Raw genomic sequence first — 21,140 nt, 5'->3', positions numbered from 1 at the left:
TCATTCATTTTAGTTCATACTCTGTAATTGACGGAACAATTCTTTCTGTTTATCTGTCAAGTTCGTAGGAATCTTGACAGAATAGGTCACAATCAAGTCACCAAACTGTCCTTCTTTCTTATAGACCGGGAATCCTTTACCTTTCAAACGAACTTTCGTTCCATTCTGAGTTTCCGGTTTAATCTTCAGTTTCACCTTTCCATCCAATGTATCAATCAGTTTTTCACCACCCAATACAGCAGTGTAAAGGTCTACCTCCACATCGACATACAAGTCATCTCCCAACCGTTTGAATACAGGATCTTCGGCAATCACAAATGTGATGTACAGATCTCCCGCAGGTCCGCCATTGACACCTTCACCACCGTAACCTTTCAATTTAATGACTTGTCCATCGGCTACACCGGCAGGAATAGTAATACGCACTTGTTTTCCATTAACGGTCAAAATCTGTTTATGAGTTTGAGCCGCATCACGAAGCGATAAATGAAGTTCAGCATTGAAGTCCTGTCCGCGGAATCCGGCATTACTACCTTGCCCCCTGCCCCGTTGCCCAAACATCGATTCAAAGAAGTCGGAGAAACCACTGGCATTACCACCAGAAAAGCCATCACCATCAGAAGAATACCAATAGCTTCCATCACCATCAGTGAAACCTTGTCCGGCACCACCGAATCCGCCAAAGCCATGTCCACCGCCACCAAAGCCTCCCGCTTGTTGCCGTGCTTTCTTCTGTGCTTCAAACTCATCAGCATGTTTCCAATGTTCGCCATACTCATCGTATTTCTTACGTTTTTCCGGATCACTTAGTACTTCATTGGCTTCATTGATTTGCTGAAACTTATCCTTTGCACTTGGGTCATTAGGATTCAGGTCAGGGTGATACTTCCTGGCTAACTTGCGGTAGGCCTTCTTAATATCATCCTGAGAAGCACTCTTATCCACCCCAAGAATCTGATAATAATCTATATAAGCCATGTTTTATGAATTTAATCGTTTATTATTCATACCGCAAATAACACACCAACAGGTCTTTTTGATGTCTATTTTAGCACAATTTATCAGTAGTTAATATCCTTCTGTTTCAACATCTGGAAGTCCTGCTTTTTCATACCCAAATCATCCAAGGGACGGGGTTCATTATGGTCGTTCAGATACACCCTAGGTTTCATCGTATAAAGTGGACTTGCCACTGATTGCGAATCATCCCGATAAGCAGTCTCCACTCCTCCTAAATACAACATTGTAGGAAAGAAAGAACCACTGGAAGAAACGTTTTTATTCTGATTCTTTGTAAGCCCTTCCCAATGTTCCGGATATGTTGTCCGATAACTTTCGGACATCCAGACTAGAAAAGGTACATGAAGTTGATAATAAGAAGGAACAGGTGAAGCGTGCAAAAACAAATGGCGGGAATCATCAAAAATATCCTCCCCATGATCAGAGGTATAGATCATTGCCGCATTCACTTGCTGTTTTTCTAACAGACCAATCAGTCGTGCCAGAAAGCCATCCGTATAACGAATCGAATTATCGTATGCATTTATCAAATTATCCCTATACTTTGGCTCTGCATCAGCAGGATAATCCGGAGTAAAAAAGGCACTTTCTGATGGATAGCGTTCGCGATAATTGAAATGTGAGCCATACGTATGGAGTACAATAAACTGTTTATTCGCCCCTTTGGCTAATTCCTGCTCTACCAACTTCAACAATTCATCATCAGAAGGATTATACGTTAAGCTAACGGAATCCTCTTTAATAAAATCAGAAGTGTCAGCTTCCATTCCGAAGAAATCAATAAAAGAACGGTTATAACGTTGATTAGAGAAAAAAGCAGTTTGAAAACCTGCCTCTTTAAAAGTGGTTATGATTCCTTTCTGATGATAAATGGAATCATAGTTACAGGCTGTTATATTGGATAACAGCATTGGTACACTTTTGTGGGTAGTATTCGATTCCGTCAGCACTTTGGGAAAAGCGATTAGCCCCGACTGCTTAGACAGATTCGGATTCGTCTCCCTTCCATATCCGTATAATTGCCAATTCAAGGTACGGGAAGTTTCACCTACTACCATAACATACACTTCGCGTTCATTCTCGGGATGGGTAGTCCGAGCGTGAAATGAGAAATCTTTTGATGTCTCATGATAATTTTGAGTCAATGCATTCCGTTGAATAGCCAATGCTACGTTATAGCATACATTCACCGGATATAAATCCGATTTCAGTTCATAACGGGAATCTTGTATATAAGCTCCCACAAGACTAATAAGTGAAATACCCAAAACTATAAAAGCCCTTTTCCGTTCCCTATGTATAAATTCGATAGAAAGTCTTCGCTTCTTAACGATTGAAATCATACCCAATACCAACGCCGGAACATAAAGGACAATCACTATAATAACAGCAGGAATCAGATTATCAAGTAATTCCAGTGCTTCACTAGAATTGGTTGTTGCCAAATTCAGAAACATATCGACAGCGATAATCGACTGTCCAAATAAGTAAAGCAATACGATCTGAAAAGCTCCGAAAAAAACAAATAAGAACAAAATCCACAACATTTTCCCACAATTCCGGGATAAAGTCATCAACACATAATAACAAGCAAAAGGCAATAACACATTGCATACTTTTGCCATCAATGGTAACGGCTCTGTAAAACAGAGAACAATGTTAGGCACTATCAATATAAACAGGAACATATAAAATAGGTGTTCCTGGTTTTCTAACCATTTCTTTATATTCTTAAAAAGCTTCATTTATATTAAAAATAAATCCGGTCTGGTGTTTACCAAAACCTAAATCCAAACGTACATTTACTCTTTTCTTAAACTCCCAACGATAACCAAAGCCGTAATTAGGAAGAATATGCTTTGAAGTGAAGCCGGAAAATTTAGGAAATATCGTTCCCACTCCTGCCCATACAGCCACTCCATTCCTTTTCCACACGTGCTGCCGGAGTTCTATTTGAGCATCCATCGCACACTTATCACGATAACGTCCTTCATAATAGCCACGCATTGAATAAGAACTTCCCAAAGTTGCCATTAGTCCCCAAGGAGGATTACCATAATTCAATAAAGTGTGGAACTGTCCAGCTAATACTCCTCCTTTCCATATCGTATGGTAATAACTGGTAGTCAATTCGGTACTGCTAAAAGCATATTTATTACCCAAAAATGACGGACTAAACCGTTGGTCAATTCTTAAATAATATCCTCGATAAGCATTAGTCAGAAAATCACGTGAATCATAAAGTAAAGAAAGACCCAGACTTACATTAGTCGTCCGCGCTGCCATTCCTTCCCAGAGTTCCGGTTTTTCAAAGTCACGCCCGTCAATATAATCAAACACTGCCATTGGCCCTATATATAGATTCTTGGCAATACGGAACATAAAGTCTGCTTTCACCTGAGCCTGAAATCGTTTATAATCACTCTTGTTGTCCGAATTTGCTCCATTATCATATCCTTGTCCCCAATAAAAACTGGGAAAAGAATAAAAATAAAGATTATAATTCAAGCGATATTTCTCTTGAGGAAACAAATGATTCCCCCGTATCCCCAACAGATAAAACCCAACTGTAGAAACATCTCCGTAAAGAGAAACATTGGAAGGAGGTAAGATTGTATCATTCCGGTCGGTACGGTACAAACCTGCGGCTACCAGTCCCAAACCAAACTTAGTGTCACTGGAATAATGGGGACCACCTATCACACTAAAGTCAAACTTCTTATTTTTCTTTTCTTTATTGGCATCATTGAAGTAATCAAGAAATTTTTTGAAAAAGCTCCGACTAACCGGAATAGAATCGGCAACAGATACAACTGAGTCTACCGGTTGTTCTAATGAAGTAGAATTTGTTTGTGCGCTTAAAGTCGTTTGTATGAATAATAGCAGCACTAAAAATATATATCTGTTTAGCCTAGTGTTCATATATAATAAGAAGAATAGAAGTCTGGGACAAAGTTAATTCCAAACTTCTTATTACAACACGATTACAAAGGCTTTTGTTGTTCTATTTTTCTCTTTTAACGATTGAAAAGTCGTATAAATTCAGCCACATCTTCATCCGTTGTATCAAAAGATGTCACCAGACGGATTTCATTCTTTTCCTCATTCCAGAAGTAAAAGAAGTAAGATTGCAACATTCGATCAATAAGAGGGCGGGGCATTGTCAGGAACAACTGATTACTTTCAGCTTTTTGCGTAAAAACAACATCCGGGCACTTCTTCAATTCCTGATAAAGTTTTGCCGCCATAACATTAGCATGAGTTGCATTTTTTAACCAAAGGTCATCAGTCAGATATGCAGTAAACTGGCAAGAAAGATAACGCATCTTTGAGGCCAATTGTGCAGACTGTTTCCGAATAAAACGAGCCTCCCGTTGCAAATCCTTATTAAACACAATAACGCACTCACCCATCATCAAACCATTCTTTGTGCCACCAAAACTAAGAACATCCACTCCACAATCTACGGTCAATTCCCGAAGAGAAAGATTCAGAGCAGCACAGGCATTCGCTATTCTTGCTCCATCCATATGGACATACATACCATTCAGATGGGCAAAGTCCGTCAATCGTTTTAATTCTTCAGGAGTATAAATTGTTCCGAGTTCAGTACATTGAGATATATAAAGAGCTTTGGGTTGTGAATGATGTTGATCACCGAAACCATGAAGATAAGGTTGCATGAGTTCAGGAGTCAATTTTCCATCAACTGTTATGATAGGACGAATCTGACAACCTGTCATCTTTACCGGAGAACCACATTCGTCTACATAAATATGGGCAGTTTCAGCACAGAAAATAGAATGATACGGACGAGTCATTAACTGTAATGCAACCACATTACTACCTGTCCCATTAAATACAAACAACGGTTCACAATCGGAAGTGAAAGCTTCCTTTATCTTGCGGACAGCTTCTTCTGTCCATTTGTCATCACCATAACCCAATGAATGGTCTACATTCGCCCGGTTCAGTACATCCATTACCATTGGATGTACTCCGGAATTATTATCAGAGGCAAAACTTCTCATTGTTACTTCGCTTTTTAATCGGAATACAAAGTAACAGAATTATTTTCAGATATGCTTCTTACGCAACCAATAATCTAATCCAAGAAGCACCAATACAATAAAACTGATATAAAAATAAAAAGAGAATGAAGAAGAATCTCGTGAAAAAACTCCCCACATTATATCTGTCAGTTTCAGGCAATAAACAATATAGTATATCCCCAGTCCGATCAATGCCAGCACAGCTGTGCCAAGAGCTATAATACCCAATCTTTCCCTTCTCTTCCTTTGTTTCTCCGCTTCCCGATAAATGTGTTCCATCATCCGAAATGAGAAATTAGAAGAAAGTTTTCCTGTTTGCTTCCGCTCCAATGCCTGTTTCAAAGCATTTGTTGGATTATTCTTTATTTCCATATCTTTCACTCATTAGAACATACAATTTTTTCCTCGTACGATGTAATTTCACTTTCACATTGCCAACCGCTACACTCATAATCTGACTGATCTCCTCCAAAGATTTATCCTCATAATAGAAGAGGGTTATCAAAAATCTTTCTTCTGTATTCAAGTCATCTATTGCCTGCCCCAAACATATTATTTTCTCCTCATCTTCTGTAGGATCCATTAGGTTCTCTATCTTTTCATCAGGCAAATTATTTATAATACTTTCTTCAATACAGAAATATTCTTGTTTCTTTTTTCGGGTAGCGGATATCGCTTCGTTATAGGCAATACGATAAAGCCAAGTAGAAAAACGGCACTCTCCTTTATAACGTTGCAAATGACGAAAAGCCTTTAAAAAAACATCCTGCACCAACTCTTCTGCATCTTCCGGACATCTGACGATCTGTACTATCAACGAATAAAGAGAATGACTATAGCTATCAAGAAATACAGAAAACAATTCTGTTTCTCCATCCAAGATTCGTTTCACATAGCTTATTTCGTCTTTCTGTTCCATCTTGTCCTTTTAGACGTATCTCTCTCCAAAAGGTTACATCGTTTTACTAGAAAAAATCAAATATAAAATTAATCGAAAATTGATGTAACCTTTCAGAATTCTTTGCGTCAAATAATGCAAAGAACGAAATTACTCATTAAAAAACAATACGATTATGATGGATTTTATCATTGCCCCATTAATTGTGGGAATTATTACGCTAGGAATTTATAAATTGTTCGAACTCTTCGTGTGCAAAAAAGAACGTTTATCAATGATTGAAAAACTCGGAGACAAATTGAATAATGGAGATATTATTAGTAATCTTTCTCTAAATCTCAATTATTCCCGTTCTCAATTCTCCTTCGGTCCATTAAAAGGAGGTTTTCTGATGTTAGGAATCGGTCTAGGTTTATTATTAGGATTTTTCATTTGTCTATTTTCTTTTCCTGGATATACTTATAAAGAAAATAATTATCAAGCAGTTAGCATCATTTACGGTGCATGTGTCCTCGCCTTTGGAGGTCTCGGACTTTTGATCGCTTTTCTAATCGAAACAAAAATGAATAAACGTCAGAAAGAATAATCTTAGCAACCTTTTTATAATATAACTAAAGGACACAAAAAACCATATTAAAGCTAACATGATAAATTATATCAGTTGGCTTTAATTTTATATCTATTTTACTTTCTCAAATAACCTTCAGGAATTTATTTGCCTGATCATTGATTTGCTAAAGTTACACCATCTATTTATCACCAAATAAAAAACTATCCTATATAAATATTCACGCAGAGATATACATATAGTTCATCATCACATTGGTCAAACTCTATTTTATCTTCTCTAGACAACCAGCCTAAAGCAGCACCTAATTCCTTATCTTTTAGCCCAGACATTCTTTTCAGAACGCCATAGCTCCATTTTTCATTATTACTTAACAACTGCCAAACCTTACCTGCATTCAGTCCAATTTCATTTTTATCCATTTTACACTAAAAATTTTATAGGTTAAAACATTAAGTTACAATTTCACCTGTAAAAATAACCAATTGATATTGCAATTGTTTATTCGTTTTTACTAAAATACTGTTACAAAACTCCTTTTAACACAAAAACAGTGTTCTGCTTTCTCAAGATAGGTTCATCAGCATACGTTAAAGTAGAACTTTTCTTAATAAACATCTGTTATTATTCCAATTATCCATCAATAATCAATAAAGATATGGCAAAGAAAATAGCAGATCAACTGATTGAAACGTTAGCAGATACCGGTATAGAACGAATTTACGCAGTTACCGGAGACAGTTTGAATGAAGTAAATGAAGCAGTTAGAAAAAACGATAAGATAAAGTGGATACACGTTCGGCACGAAGAAACCGGAGCTTACGCCGCAGGAGCAGAGGCACAGCTTACAGGTCGCCCAGGATGTTGTGCCGGAAGCAGTGGACCTGGACATGTCCATCTGATTAATGGGCTTTATGACGCACAACGATCAGGTGCACCTGTTATTGCTATTGCCTCAACAATTCCCACCAATGAATTCGGAACCGAATATTTCCAAGAGACCAATACAATCAAACTATTCAATGATTGCAGTTATTGCAATGAAGTAGCAACTACCCCAAAACAATTTCCCCGTATGCTTCAATCGGCTATACAAACAGCCATTACACGTAAAGGAGTTTCAGTGATTGGACTTCCCGGAGATTTGGCTAAAGCTTCTTCCGTCTCTGTAGACTCTTCCACACATGCTTATCCCACAAAATCTGAAATCTGTCCGGCAGAGGAAGATTTGGCACAATTAGCTGATTTACTAAATAAACATGAAAGAATCACTCTTTTCTGTGGTATCGGTTGTCGGGGTGCACATGAAGAAGTGATTGCTCTTTCCGAAAAGTTGAATGCACCAGTTGCATATACTTTCAAAGGAAAAATGGATATACAATACGAAAATCCTTATGAAGTAGGGATGACAGGATTATTAGGAATGCCTTCAGGATATTATAGTATGCATGAAGCCGAAGTACTTGTGATGTTAGGTACTGACTTTCCTTACTCGGCTTTCCTTCCTGATGACATCAAAATAGTACAGATCGATATTAAACCTGAACGTCTGGGGCGTCGTGCCAAATTAGCAATCGGACTTTGTGGAGATGTTAAAATGACTATCCAGGCATTATTACGTATGCTAAACCCTAAAACCAACGATTCATTCCTTGTAAAACAGTTAAAACGGTATGAAGGAGTTAAAAAAGATTTAGCAGCCTACACAGAAGATAAAGGAGAAATTAATAAAATTCATCCGGAATATGTGATGTCAGAGATTGATAAATTAGCTTCGGATGACGCAATATTCACTGTAGACACAGGAATGACTTGTGTATGGGGAGCACGTTACTTACAGGCAACAGGTAAACGTCACATGTTGGGTTCCTTTAATCATGGTTCTATGGCAAATGCTCTGCCACAAGCTATTGGAGCAGCTTTAGCTTGTCCCGAGCGACAGGTTATAGCACTATGCGGAGACGGCGGATTATCGATGACATTAGGAGACTTGCAAACTGTTGTCCAATATAAATTACCAATCAAAATCATTGTATTCAATAACCGTTCTTTGGGTATGGTCAAATTAGAGATGGAAGTAGACGGTCTACCGGACTGGCAAACAGATATGCTGAATCCCAACTTTGCACAAGTGGTAGAAGCAATGGGAATGACAGGATTTAATGTTAGTGATCCGGAAGAAGTATTGACTACTTTATATAATGCTTTCGAAATTGACGGTCCGGTACTGATCAATATTATGACAGATCCGAACGCACTTGCTATGCCTCCTAAAATTGAATTAGGGCAAATGGTTGGTTTTGCACAATCAATGTATAAGCTCCTGATTAATGGACGGACACAAGAAGTCATTGATACGATTAATTCAAATTATAAACATATCAGAGAAGTATTTTAAAGGAGAAGCGATTTACCATTTGTTTAATTAAGGTATAGTTTGCCTGATGTTTCATTTACCATCAAGTAGATTATACCTTTTTTATATGCTTCTTTGCATAAAATCATTTTATTTTCTTATGTTTGTATAATCATCAAAAAGAGAAACACATGGAAAAGCCGGACTCTTCATCCCCCTTCCGCCAATCGATGTACGCAAATAAAAAAGAATGGAATCAATTTCTTTCCATCTTTTTACTAGCTGCCGGCATTGGCTTCACTGTAGCGGGTATTATCTTTTTCTTTGCCTATAACTGGGATACTCTACCCAAATTTGCTAAATTAGGAATCGTAGAAGTGATATTAACAATCTCTGTCTTACTGACAGTTTTTACCCGATGGAATTTACTCACCAAGCAGATTATACTTACTGGAGCAACATTTCTTATAGGTACTCTCTTTGCTGTATTCGGGCAAATCTATCAGACAGGAGCTGATGCGTACGATCTTTTTCTGGGATGGACACTTTTTACACTCCTTTGGGCAATCGCCATACGTTTCGCACCACTTTGGTTCACTTTTCTGGGGTTATTTTGTGTCACCTTATGGCTATATGCCCTGCAAATAGTTCCCAATCAGATTCTCGAAGTAGCCCTACTGACCAATGCCGTCACATGGATATGCGCTTTGGCTACAATTCTCACCGAATGGATGAGAATGAAAGGAAAATTAGAAACACATAATAGCTGGTTTATCCAATTATTGTCCGTAGCCACCATTATCCATGCCAGTTATCAAATGATCATTGCCATAGACGATAGCGAAAATATGATCATCTTTCCTTTGATCAGCGTTCTCCTTCTATTCCCGGTCGGATTATGGTTTGGCTGGAAACAGAAGAATCTGTTCTATCTCTCTACCATCCCTTTTGCCATATTGATGATTTTATTATTCCTCTTTATAATCCGCAGTAATTTACATAGTGAATCAGCACTATTTTTTCTGAGTGGACTGATAGTTCTTACCGGGACTACCCTACTTATATATACAGTACTTAACTTAAAAAAGAAATGGTATGGCACAAAATAATAGCCTGACAATCCAAGCCCTGTCGATCATAGGAGGAATCCTGACTGCTATATTCTTACTAGGCTTTATGTTTGTATCCTCAATTATTGATACGGAAATATCTGCAATGATAATAGGAGTAATACTAATAGTTGCTACACTGTTTATCAACCGAAGTTCTACAGCTTCTTTTCTAGATGCCATGGACATCACCCTCTATGTAGCTGGAGCTATGCTATTAGGCTACGGCCTATTCCAAAACTTGGTACTTCTTTTTATCATTCTGATGATAATCAGCGTTCCTACCTTCCTATTCTCAAAAGGTTTCATCCTCCCCTTCCTTTCAGTTATCCTGTTTGCTTTTGCATTCCTTGGAGAAATATCCCAACTAACTTTCTCATGGGAGCTACTGCAAATAGGTATGATACTTATATTAGCAGCCTTTCTTCTGACAAATGTATACGAAACAAAAGTCTCTCTCGTTTTTAAGAATCACCTTGCCAAATACAGACCGTTTCATGCTGGATTATTTGTCTCCTGCGTTGCATCATTAGCCATATTATCCATCCGTTCCTGGATAATCGATATCGGCTTTTTCTGGATACCATCTGTTGCCATTTGGACAGGTTTTTTTATCATTGTCCGCAAAATTATGGAAGTGATGGAAATAAAGCCGATAGCCAAACAAGCAGGAGTTTATGCTCTTTGCCTCATCATCTGCCTGCCTACCCTGTTTACTCCCTATCTGTCAGGTAGTCTGCTTCTCATCCTGATATGTTTCCATTATGGCTACCGGACAGAGTGTGCCACCGCACTCTTGCTATTCATCTATGCTATTTCGAAATACTATTATGATTTGAATCTAAATCTACTCCTGAAGTCAATCACTCTCTTCTTCACAGGAGTTGCTTTACTAGTAGCCTGGTATTACTTCACTCAAAAAAGAACGAAACATGAAAAAATATAGCCGGATACTGATTATCGCAAACCTAATCCTTCTATTGGGATATTTCAATTGGTCTGTTTATCAGAAAGAAAAGATACTGGAAAACGGGCAACTGGTGTTATTGCAATTAGCTCCGGTCGATCCCCGTTCTCTGATGCAAGGAGACTATATGGGGCTCAGATACCAGGAAGCAAGATCGGAACTGTTACAAGAAAATGCACCGGCACATGGATACGCTATTCTGAAAACAGACAGTAACCAAGTGGGGCAAATCATTCGTCTGCAAGAAAATCTAGAGCCTATATCAGAGAATGAGCTGGCTATCAAATATAAAGTAGTTGATTTCCGGTTATTCTTCGGAGCAGAATCTTTCTTTTTTGAAGAAGGACAAGCCGATGTCTATGAAAACGCCGTTTATGGAGGATTGAAAGTAGATGGGAAAGGACAAAGCTTACTGATCGGATTGTATAATGAGAAATTTCAGCTGATTCAGCCGGAGCCGGATAAATAGTAATCCATCAAAAAAGCATGATTACCTATCCACAGATAGCCACAACATCATTATAAAAGACTGACGGTATATGGTCAGGATAATGTCACCATCCTAACCATATACCGTCAATCTTTTATTGAGATACCGTCACTATCCTGAAAAGGTTCTTTTTACTCTTTTCAGTGATGTCAGATACTGCATGTACATTTACAATATGTAAGCATACATTGCTTATTTCTCTGTTAGGAACATAGGCCTTAATACCTGCAAATCTATTTCCTGTTGAGGTTTAAATTTGTCAGAAGCCATATATTCCAAAATACTCTGCTTAAACTGAGCAGCAGATAATCTGATATCCAAATCCGTATCCAGATCAATACTGCAAACCATCAAATTACCCTTTCCTACTTTACCTTCAAAAAGCACACCCAGTTTCCGGTTCTTGAACCAGTCATCAATGATATAAACCAATGGTCTGAAATCGTGAGAGAAATCATCCATTATCATAGCATTGCAATTTACAGCAAGATCTTTCCATTGAAAATCCGAGTAACCATCGTTCGGGAAAGAAGCAAAGACGTCATGTTTAGGATCGCATAAGAAACCTAATGTCTGAGGAGGAGCATTGTTGGTCCATGCTGTATTCCAGAAAACAGGAGAAAATGCCGTTTTAATATCTCCTCCCTTTTCCGGTACTACCTTACCATAAGAAAGGAACAAAACATTTTCACCTTGATTCAACTTCTCTATGGCTTTGTTATCCAGATCATACGTGATATAAGGCATCTTTTGTATTTCTTTCTTTTCGGAAGGATATACCCATACATGCCAACTGTTAGCGATCTCGGTATTCTCTATATTCACTTTCAATGTTAGCTGAGTAGGATCAGTGAAAGTATTCAAAGGTAATTCGATGCTACCCACTTCTATCAAGTTTCCTATAGGAAGATCAGTTTTGAAAGAACCTGACTTTACAACATTACCCTCCTTTGTTTCAAAATTCCACACAACAGTCACATCATTCAAAGGTTTCTCTCCAAAATGAGCAAACTCTATATCTGCTGTCAATTGTTCGTTATTGTTCCACACTAATTTAGCCATTCTCGCTAAAGGTACGGTTTGATTACAGAAGGTACTAAACTCTTTATCATCCACATAACCTTTGCTTTCCCAGAAAGGATTCAATACTCCTACCAAGGCAGTTCCCTGACCGGGAAAATCATGTAAATCCAAAAGCTGGAATCCCGCAAAGCCAGGAGTCCGCAGAGCAGCTTCTATATCCATTTTATAGCACAAGGTTTGTAAACGACCGGAAGCATACAAATACTTCTCAGCCATATCCCCCAACCCTTTTTCATTTAAGGTTTCTCTAAAGATTTCAAAGTTTTTGGCTTTCAATACACCTGTATATTTATCAATTTCCTTAAAGTCGGGATATACACACCACTGACCAACCTCATGACTTACCGTCGGCATATCTTTCTCTATGCGTTCTCTAAAGTCATAGTCAGTACGGGGAGTATACACATTCAGAATATTTTCTATACGTCCAATTCCTCCGATACGTGGGTGATCCGTATTAAAATAATCCGCGTCTTTCACTTTAGGCCAACCAGCAGCACTTGTATACAATCTTCTACCGTCAGTCTGTTTCCAATGAACCACAAGATCATTCAAATAACTTTTTTGATTATCCCCTCCCGGTTCATTTCCATACGCCAACAGACAGAAAGACGGATGATTTCCGTACTCATTCACAATGCGGTCGCTCTCTTTTTTCAACCATTCATCCTGCGGATTGCCATCTCCTACCCAAGTCCATCCACCACACTCAACCTGAAGATATACTCCCATGCTATCAGCTACGTGAAATGCAGCAGCAGGAGGACACCAAGAATGGAAGCGGACATGATTCAAGCCATAACTCTTACATGTACTATAGATTTTCGCCCAATAGTCATTATCCATTGCCGGATAACCTGTCTTCGGGAAAATACAACATTCCAATGTTCCACGAAGGAAAAGGGGACGACCGTTAATATCAAAATGAGTCCCATTGACGGTAAGATCACGAAATCCGAAATTAAGTTCTTTCTCGCTAGCTCCATCTTGAGAAGATAAAACAGCTTGTAACCGATAAACATTCGGAGTAAACTCAGACCATAACTTTACACTATCTTCCCATTCAAGCGTAGTTTCTACACAATCACCCGTACTAGTTGCAACCTCTATCTCTTTCTTCAATACCGGACGACCTTCAAAAAGAACTTTCAGTGCCAAACGAGAATTCTCAGGCTTTCCATTCAGATAAACTTTAACGTTCGCCTTTTTTGCTTTCGCATCAGGATAGACTTGTATATGATCGATAGCCATAGAGGGAAGCGCTTTCATATTTATCGTCCCTATCACTCCATTCCAGTTTGACTGAGTATGATCTGAAACACTATGAGCATTGGAACCGACATCAATGTGCATTCTATTATCAACTCTCAAAGTCAATAGATGTTTGCCGGGGATCAAAGAACTGACTACATATCTGTGAGGAACTTGTAAAGCATCCTGATGATCTATTTTCTTTCCGTCAATATACAATGAAGTTTCCCAATGAGTACGTTCAAATTCAAATTGAATTCGTTTGTTGTTCCAAGCATCGGGAATCTCTATTTCTCTTTGATACCAAGCAACACCTACATAATGTTTATCAGGATTTAACCAAAACGGAACTTTAACATTTCCCGGTTTCCGATATTTCTCATACTCTTCCGCTGTGTACCATGATTTATCATTCACCGATCCTGTCCATTGCGTATGGATATCCACATCATGCCCTTTCCCTTGTTCCTGTAAAGATCCCGGCAACTTGACACGTTCCGAAAGGGACTTTGTTGCCCAATTCTCTTTTTCGCCAATATCATTGCTGTCCAAAGCAAAACTCCAATCGCCCGCCAAAGAATGACCTAAGTTTTTATTTGTCTGACAAGCATATACCACACACAATAGAGCCATAAAAACACTCCAATTTACTATACTTCTTCTCATGGTTTGATTTCTTTATTATTAACGCAACTATATATTTTATTTCTTCAATTTTAATGTAACAACCAGTTCCAACCGGCAGCCTGCCACATTGGTAAAAGTTCCGACGTATTTTCCAGCTTTCTCTTCACTAAAATTAAGTACAGAAGCATCCCGCCGATCGGAAGTAAAGCCCGCAGGACCTTCCCAATGCCAGTTACCGTTCATAGGATGGGGACCAAAAGTCACATTGTCACCAGCTTTTAACTCCATTTCAGTTACTTGCTGCCAACCACTGCCATTATTGAGGTAAGACACAAGATCGGGACAACCCACCTCTCCTTCTACCTTCACCGTAAAAGTCGTGCTTCTTTGGCGACCATACCTGTCAATGCAGGAGGCTGTGTATTCACCACCTTGATTGACCATCACTGGTGATAAGGTGACATCCCGCGTTCCTGCAAAGAAACCATTCGGACCAATCCAGCTCCAACTTAACTCACCGACAGCATCGGCCTGCACATCTAAAGTAATAGTCCCCCCCGGATTGACACGTATAAATTTACTTCTTAACCATTTACCTTCCATATCTCTGACACTAGATATTAAAATCGGTCCTTCCTCTCCTTTGACAGAAACCAGATAGTTAGCCACACTTCGATATCCGGCCTCATTGGTATAAATAGCTGTATAAATACCTCCCTGTTTAATATTTTCCAGTTTCAAGACACGCTCATTAAATGTGACCCCATCCGGTCCTTCCCAACGCCAGCTACCATTTTTAGGAAGTGGATCAAGAGTCACAGTTCCTCCCTTTTCAACTATAGCAATACTTTCTTTCTTCTCCTCTCCTTTGTTTACAGAAAGGTGAGGCTGTATCACTTGCATCTCTTTTATTTTCTGAAAAGCTATTTCAGCCATTAATGCCGCCCCCGAATCGTCAGGATGTACATCATCTGGAAATTCCTTATTTGCCCCCAGCAAAGGTTGGTGATAATCAATAACCTGAGCCCCTATTTCTTTTGCAATCTGTTTCAAAAGTGGAATCAATTCTTCTTCCACCACTTTATTCTGGTCGGCTTTTGCCGGACCGAACAAAGGAGGAGGAAGACAAACATAAATAACCGGATCCTTTCCCCCTTGACGAAATTCATTCACCATCGCCAGATAATCCGACTTAAATTCCTGTTTCAACTTATTCCAACGTGATGGATGAGCATCATTCGTTCCTAAAGCAATGAGCAGAATTTGCGGATTGGCTTCTTTAGCTCTTTTAAAATTTTGGGTAGCCCAATAAGGAACTTCACTATTTTTAAACATAGTAGTTCCGCTGACTCCACAGTTAAGTACTGCATAGCCGTTTCCCAACAATTTATTGGTTTGAGCAGGCCATGCTTTTTCCTGACTTGTATTTCCGTAGCCTTCAGTAATACTGTTACCCACACAAACAACTCTTACCGGTGGGAGTTGTTTCACCACTGTTCTTGCTGCCGGAGCAGATTCCTCACCCTCCATACTCCCATTTTCATTCTTACCACATACCGTAAGAGAGAGAAAAAAGGCAAAACCTAATAATAAATTTATTCTTTTCATTTTCAATAAAATAATAGTCAATTTCCAGTTGAAAATTTGGGGTTTATCACTTCTCATTTATTCAATATTCACAAGTATTTTTTCTAATATATAGCCCTATTGAGGTGTATTCAGACCCTATTTCCAAACTATTAATAACTGACAAATAGACTATTAATACCCGTCAAGTAGATCATTAATACTCTACAAACATAGAAATAAAAGCTTTCTGAAGTGCCTAAAACCACTTGCGAAAATTGAATTATATATTTAATACCTATTTATTCAATACCTATTTAACCTGTTTTCCTTTTGTCTTACATTCTTTTGAAGGATTATATCCTTGAATATTCTTTTTTCCTATAAAAAAAGAACAGATCACCCATCTAGTCAATTTTCCGGACATGCTTTACTCTTCTTTATTCCCCGGATGTTCCCATAGGATTAGTCTCCGGAGTAACCTGATTCATCACTACCATACTTACCATTTCCAATGCTGACCATACTTTTCTTTTCAAAGGAGCATCTACAGGTGCATCCGGTGTCCGTACCGCCCATTCATTCCATGTAAGATTATCATTATTACGTCTTTTCCAAGAAAGCATCGCATTGAGTTTCATCCATTCATAATAAGTAATTGGTTTCCGGTCTTTTGTATAAGTAGTCTCATAATTCCATAAGTTATTTTCATGTACGAAAAGCCCCATACCACGCGAAAATTCAGACTCCCAACTACCATCATAACGATGAGCAGACATTATCCCTTCATTAGTTACACATTCCGTCATCACGTATTTGATACATTGTTTGGCTGTTTCTGCATAAATAGGCTCTTTAGTAATCTGATATAATGCATTACATGCTTCGACAAAAGCCCCTATATTGTATACATTGTACGAATTGGTCAGTTTCCCGGGTTCAGGACCGGAAATGTTTTCATCAACTCCTCCCGTAGGCTGATACAAATGTGTATAAAGCCATTCAAAGAGTTCTTTGGCTCTTTGTAGGTACATTTCTTTACCAGTTGCTTCATAGAGGTAGCAAGCCATGGATACAGCAGGATTATTACTCAAACCGGACTTACTCTCTTTATTAACGCTCCACCAGAGTCCCCCTCCATAGGTGTTATCATAAGCCTGCTTATAAAGATGGTTCCAATCCCATTCTGCCTGTTCCAAGAAACGGGGTTCGCCGGTAATTTGATACCCACGAATAAATGCTAATCCGGCCCAAAGCAGGTCATCAGTAAAGATATTCCATGTCCAATCGTGCGTATCGTTTGTTGCAGGATTCTTTTCGTGTTCCAAAAAAGAATAAAGTAATTCCGACAGTAATGGCTTTACAGATTCGTCTCCCACACATTGATAACGGTCTTCCACCATCAATATGATCAATGCATGATTCCAATAATAAGACCAATCTTTGGTCCCCTGCTGATGACGATAGTAAATTCTTCCATCCTTGCTGTTCAGACGATCCAGAAGAAAAGCCCTGTTATAATAGCAGAAAGCACTATCTGCCAAGGTAGGAGGAATTTCTTCGGTTCCCCACCATTTCGGATCAGCCGGAGTTACCGGTTGCTCTGTATCTCCACCGTTATTTTCACCGCCAATTGGATTCCCATCATCAATAATAGGTTTATCGTCGCCTCCGCAGGATATGAATAGTGGCATAACAAAACAGCTAATCAATAAACTTTTCAATATATTCATATGCCAAATATAATTTGATAAATCAAAGGGAGTACCTCCGATAGACATTTTTATCCCTCTCTCAGGGCACCCCCTATTTATATTATTAGTTTATACCATACAAATAAACCTCAGAAAAAGCTGCACAGTTATTATTATTGTTACTTTCGGTAACTTCTACCTTCACATAACGTCCCTTTGTCGGAGTTATACTGAATGTCTGTACAGCATCTTGGTTTTCCATTGTAAATGTTCCAACCTCCTGCCAAGATTCTCCCGTATCACTTACATAGAAATAACCAGAACGCGCATAATTATATCCTAGCCTACGTTGTAAGGAGATCTGAGTGAACTCGTGCATAGTTTTAGTATCAATGACCAAATCATGTGGCAATGGAGGATATCCATTATCCCATTTAGAATGCCAATAAGTATTGATATTATCATCAAATATATTGGAAGCTGCCCCATTACCGTTTCCTTCCACTGTTTGTGAGCTGGCTACAACAGTCCATCCTGTTCTACTCAATTGAGTCCCCATAATGCGGAATGTCAATGGATAAACATCTTCACCCTCCTTCGGTAAGAATAAAGAGGTATTACTTATTTTAATAGGCAGCATATAATCTCCCGGCTCCAGATTAGCTCCTTCAATAGTCACTACCAACGGAGCTTCTGTTGTTCCTTTCGACAATACCATCTGCTCGGCAAATGAATAATGAGCATCTAATAGCTTATATGTAGTCTTATGTTCTGTGTTGTAATTATTCACATATTCGGCATCTACCGTAAAGCTACAAGTAATATCCCAAGATATATTCTCTACATCAAGTTTAAACAAAGCTTCTTGTGTAAATGTCCCTACCAAACCATACTGCTTTGTGATAATACTAACTCTTGTGTTAGAGAATTGCACAGCAGGTTTTAGTATCTTTGTAAATTGCAGAAACAGATTGTTTTTATCTGCATTGATAGAGTCTACCTCACTCGTAGCATATAAGGGTAATACCCATACTGCAGTAGGGTCTGCCTCCATATCTGCTTGAACCTTTGTAGGATCCACAGAGACAGTCACATTCTGATATCGATCTTGTGAAGCAAATTCCATATGTGAATTCCCCAATGAATAGGCATCTCCGGACAGAACTTTGTAATTGACGCCTTCCAACTCACCATATCGTTCATCTAATTCCTGTTGAGTCAGCACCTTTAAATCTGCAGTAGCAGTCAGCGTCGGTTCACTTCCACTTTTAATAACAGCATAAGTAAACGTGTTGTTTTCTCCTGTATCATACAGCGTCAGCTCCTGTTTACCGGTGGTTTGCAAATACAATATCTTATTATATCGCTCCGGTATCTGATTTTCAAGGTCATATTCCGAACTGTTGCAAGCACCCAGAGACACCAAGCACCCTGCAAGCATTGATAAGTATACTATCTTTTTCATTTCTATTGCTATTAAGGTCATTATTAATATCCCGGAGCTTGAACCAACTGCGGGTCATTAGAAATCTCAGTCCATGCGATAGGCCATAGATACATACGGTTGTCCCATTGGAACGGTTGTTTGATAACCGTCCGTTTATTAAATGCCTCAAACGTTGGATCTTTTCCTGCGCCTAACATGTTCAGGCCTTCACGTGCACCGGCTTTCAACTGTTGTGGAGCCAACAGCCAACGACGTACATCATAATATCGGTGTCCTTCACCCCAAAGTTCAATGAAACGTTCGTTACGTACCCAGTCAGTAATACTCATTCCCGAAGCAGCAACTTCGGACTCTGTCAATCCTTGAAGTCCGGCACGTTCACGAATCCGATTCAGATAAATTAAAGCATTTCCCACCTCTCCTTTTGCTGCATAACATTCAGCTACGTTCAAGTAAAGTTCCGCAAGACGGAATAATGGTTTTGCATAATTCTTGCTATCAGATGCCCCGTCTATAGAAGAATAGCGTACACTAGGAGAGATATATTTCTTAGTAAGGTATCCACCTTCGATATAGTTACGTCCATTCTGATCCCAGCCATAACCTTGTGCCTTGCTGCTAAGCATATTGATAGTTAATGGCTCACCGTCTTTCATAATCGGTGAATAATCATCTCCGTCAAATGAAAACATTGCATAGAAGCGAGGTTCTCTATTAGTGTTCAGCTTAATTACATTTTCATGCCCTTTCACTAAGATACCTGCTCTCTCAAAACGTTCATTCCCTTTTGGAAAACTTGGATCAAGATCAGGTAATTTTCCATTCTTTGTATAAAAATGTTCTATAGAATAAAGTGTTGGATTGATAGCCCCCCAACCATCTGCCCATCTATTATCTGCCTCATTGAAACAAAGAACACGAGGAGGACATTGTGCAAAAGTCATCCATGCGTTACTACCTTGTAAAAATACTCCCCAAATAATTTCCTTATTACCATCATCTTCGTTTGAAGAAGTAATGGTACGAAGCATTAATACTCTTTTGGCAAACTCTTTACCCTCAACTGTTGAAGTATCAACCCCTGCAATATAAGGAATAGGCACATCACGTATATTACTAGGCACATTATCCATGTCTACTAGTTTACGTTCACCCACACTTTCAGCAGCTTTCAGGGCCGCTAAGTTGGCTTCCAAGGCACGATCCCATTTGCTCATATCTTCCTGACGGCTCACAAGTTCAGTACCATACCCCGGGGTCTCATAGTTTGTATTTTTCCAATCTGGATAAGGGAACTTACCGTTCCATAATGGAGAAGCAGCATACAGCAGTACACGTCCTTTCAATGCTAATGCAGCGATAGAAGTAGCACGTCCCCATTCTTGTGCATTTGTTACATCCGGAAGAGCGTTAATGGTCTCATCATTAAGCTTCTGATTACAAATATAATCGACTACATAATCAAAATGCGAACGTCCGGGGAACTCTCCGGGTAAAGTAGATTGAGGCATACGATCATCTACAATGGGAATAGGTCCGTACATTTCCAGCAACCGGAAGTGGTAATATGCTTTCAGGAATTGTGCTTCTGCTTTCCAACGTGCCTTATCTTCTTCAGTAGCTCCTGTCGGATTGTTATACTGCTCCAACAGATTTAAAAACATATGACAATGTCCGATATAATTATAGCAAGCATTCCACCAACCGGCAGCATTTGTATCCGAATAAAGATTCCAAGCGGCCTTTTGACTGTCTTCGCTCCATTGTCCCGAGTGCACTGATTCATCAGAAGACCATTCATAGTTTTTATATGGAAATGGAGTTGTCGATTCTACAGCGATGTAACAAGAATTAATAAAGCCGTTAGCACTATTCCTGTCCTTCATCGTATCAGAGGTAGTTGCCTGTTCAGGTGGAACTACATCCAAATAATCGCATGATACTAGTACACCAAAGGATAAGGAAAATCCCAATGCGATATTTTTAATATTATATTTCATAATTCAGTCTGT

General features: G+C 38.9%; 17 protein-coding genes. 5 read left to right on the top strand and 12 right to left on the bottom strand.

All coding sequences use genetic code 11. From position 1 onward, the window contains the following. Positions 1-9: 9 nt before the first annotated feature. The 6 genes from CZ225_RS06580 to CZ225_RS06555 all read right to left on the bottom strand — a co-directional run bounded on the left by CZ225_RS06580 (position 10) and on the right by CZ225_RS06555 (position 5,991). Positions 10-978 (bottom strand): DnaJ C-terminal domain-containing protein, encoded by a 969-nt coding sequence (locus tag CZ225_RS06580; protein WP_077153450.1) that lies wholly within the window; start codon positions 976-978, stop codon positions 10-12. A gap of 83 nt (positions 979-1,061) precedes the next feature. Beyond that, on the bottom strand, positions 1,062-2,765 hold the full coding sequence (locus CZ225_RS06575; protein WP_077153449.1) for a phosphoethanolamine transferase family protein: 1,704 nt from the start codon (positions 2,763-2,765) through the stop codon (positions 1,062-1,064). After that, the gene (locus CZ225_RS06570) at positions 2,752-3,942 is read right to left on the bottom strand and encodes a BamA/TamA family outer membrane protein (RefSeq protein ID WP_077153448.1); all 1,191 of its coding nucleotides are present in this window, start codon (positions 3,940-3,942) and stop codon (positions 2,752-2,754) included. Before CZ225_RS06570 ends, CZ225_RS06575 begins: the two co-directional genes overlap by 14 nt. Positions 3,943-4,037: 95 nt before the next feature. Next, entirely contained in the window at positions 4,038-5,051 is a 1,014-nt protein-coding gene (locus CZ225_RS06565) for a threonine aldolase family protein (RefSeq protein WP_077153447.1), read from the bottom strand. A 45-nt stretch (positions 5,052-5,096) separates the two neighbouring features. Further along, entirely contained in the window at positions 5,097-5,444 is a 348-nt protein-coding gene (locus CZ225_RS06560) for a hypothetical protein (protein WP_077153446.1), read from the bottom strand. Then, a complete protein-coding gene (locus CZ225_RS06555; RefSeq protein WP_077153445.1) occupies positions 5,428-5,991 on the bottom strand; it encodes an RNA polymerase sigma factor in 564 nt (187 codons plus the stop codon). The genes CZ225_RS06560 and CZ225_RS06555 overlap by 17 nt, the downstream gene beginning before the upstream one ends. 154 nt (positions 5,992-6,145) lie before the next feature. Here CZ225_RS06555 and CZ225_RS06550 point away from each other — a divergent pair, with 154 nt between their 5' ends. Continuing rightward, on the top strand, positions 6,146-6,556 hold the full coding sequence (locus tag CZ225_RS06550; protein ID WP_129585758.1) for a DUF6249 domain-containing protein: 411 nt from the start codon (positions 6,146-6,148) through the stop codon (positions 6,554-6,556). A 185-nt stretch (positions 6,557-6,741) separates the two neighbouring features. On the opposite strand, the gene CZ225_RS06545 is transcribed toward CZ225_RS06550, so the two are convergent. After that, positions 6,742-6,960 (bottom strand): winged helix-turn-helix domain-containing protein, encoded by a 219-nt coding sequence (locus tag CZ225_RS06545; protein WP_077153444.1) that lies wholly within the window; start codon positions 6,958-6,960, stop codon positions 6,742-6,744. A 236-nt stretch (positions 6,961-7,196) separates the two neighbouring features. Between CZ225_RS06545 and CZ225_RS06540 the strand changes: the two genes are divergently transcribed. From CZ225_RS06540 to CZ225_RS06525, 4 genes are all read left to right on the top strand, one after another. Then, positions 7,197-8,936: a thiamine pyrophosphate-dependent enzyme gene (locus tag CZ225_RS06540; protein WP_077153443.1), complete on the top strand. Its 1,740-nt coding sequence runs from the start codon at positions 7,197-7,199 to the stop codon at positions 8,934-8,936. 149 nt (positions 8,937-9,085) lie between these two features. Then, positions 9,086-10,003 carry a DUF2157 domain-containing protein gene (locus tag CZ225_RS06535; protein ID WP_077153442.1) on the top strand — a complete coding sequence of 306 codons (918 nt, stop codon included), beginning with the start codon at positions 9,086-9,088 and terminating at the stop codon, positions 10,001-10,003. After that, positions 9,990-10,949, top strand: a complete 960-nt coding sequence (locus CZ225_RS06530; RefSeq protein WP_077153441.1) for a DUF4401 domain-containing protein — start codon at positions 9,990-9,992, stop codon at positions 10,947-10,949. The genes CZ225_RS06535 and CZ225_RS06530 overlap by 14 nt, the downstream gene beginning before the upstream one ends. Then, positions 10,936-11,439, top strand: coding sequence for a GDYXXLXY domain-containing protein (locus CZ225_RS06525; RefSeq protein ID WP_077153440.1), 504 nt, complete (start codon positions 10,936-10,938; stop codon positions 11,437-11,439). Before CZ225_RS06530 ends, CZ225_RS06525 begins: the two co-directional genes overlap by 14 nt. A 213-nt stretch (positions 11,440-11,652) precedes the next feature. Here the strand turns inward: CZ225_RS06525 and CZ225_RS06520 are convergent, their stop codons facing one another. The 5 genes from CZ225_RS06520 to CZ225_RS06500 all read right to left on the bottom strand — a co-directional run bounded on the left by CZ225_RS06520 (position 11,653) and on the right by CZ225_RS06500 (position 21,128). Next, the gene (locus CZ225_RS06520) at positions 11,653-14,460 is read right to left on the bottom strand and encodes a sugar-binding domain-containing protein (protein WP_077153439.1); all 2,808 of its coding nucleotides are present in this window, start codon (positions 14,458-14,460) and stop codon (positions 11,653-11,655) included. 36 nt (positions 14,461-14,496) lie between these two features. Continuing rightward, positions 14,497-16,029: a GDSL-type esterase/lipase family protein gene (locus CZ225_RS06515; RefSeq protein WP_159441757.1), complete on the bottom strand. Its 1,533-nt coding sequence runs from the start codon at positions 16,027-16,029 to the stop codon at positions 14,497-14,499. 398 nt (positions 16,030-16,427) lie between these two features. Beyond that, positions 16,428-17,720, bottom strand: a complete 1,293-nt coding sequence (locus CZ225_RS06510; protein ID WP_159441756.1) for a glycoside hydrolase family 76 protein — start codon at positions 17,718-17,720, stop codon at positions 16,428-16,430. 85 nt (positions 17,721-17,805) lie between these two features. Continuing rightward, the gene (locus CZ225_RS06505; protein ID WP_077153436.1) at positions 17,806-19,146 is read right to left on the bottom strand and encodes a BT_3987 domain-containing protein; all 1,341 of its coding nucleotides are present in this window, start codon (positions 19,144-19,146) and stop codon (positions 17,806-17,808) included. Between the two features lie 23 nt (positions 19,147-19,169). Then, on the bottom strand, positions 19,170-21,128 hold the full coding sequence (locus CZ225_RS06500) for a RagB/SusD family nutrient uptake outer membrane protein (RefSeq protein WP_077153435.1): 1,959 nt from the start codon (positions 21,126-21,128) through the stop codon (positions 19,170-19,172). Positions 21,129-21,140: the final 12 nt, after the last annotated feature.

It is taken from the genome of Bacteroides bouchesdurhonensis (assembly GCF_900155865.1).
Classification (GTDB): Bacteria; Bacteroidota; Bacteroidia; order Bacteroidales; family Bacteroidaceae; genus Bacteroides; species Bacteroides bouchesdurhonensis.
This window is presented reverse-complemented; position numbering and strand designations above follow the sequence as displayed.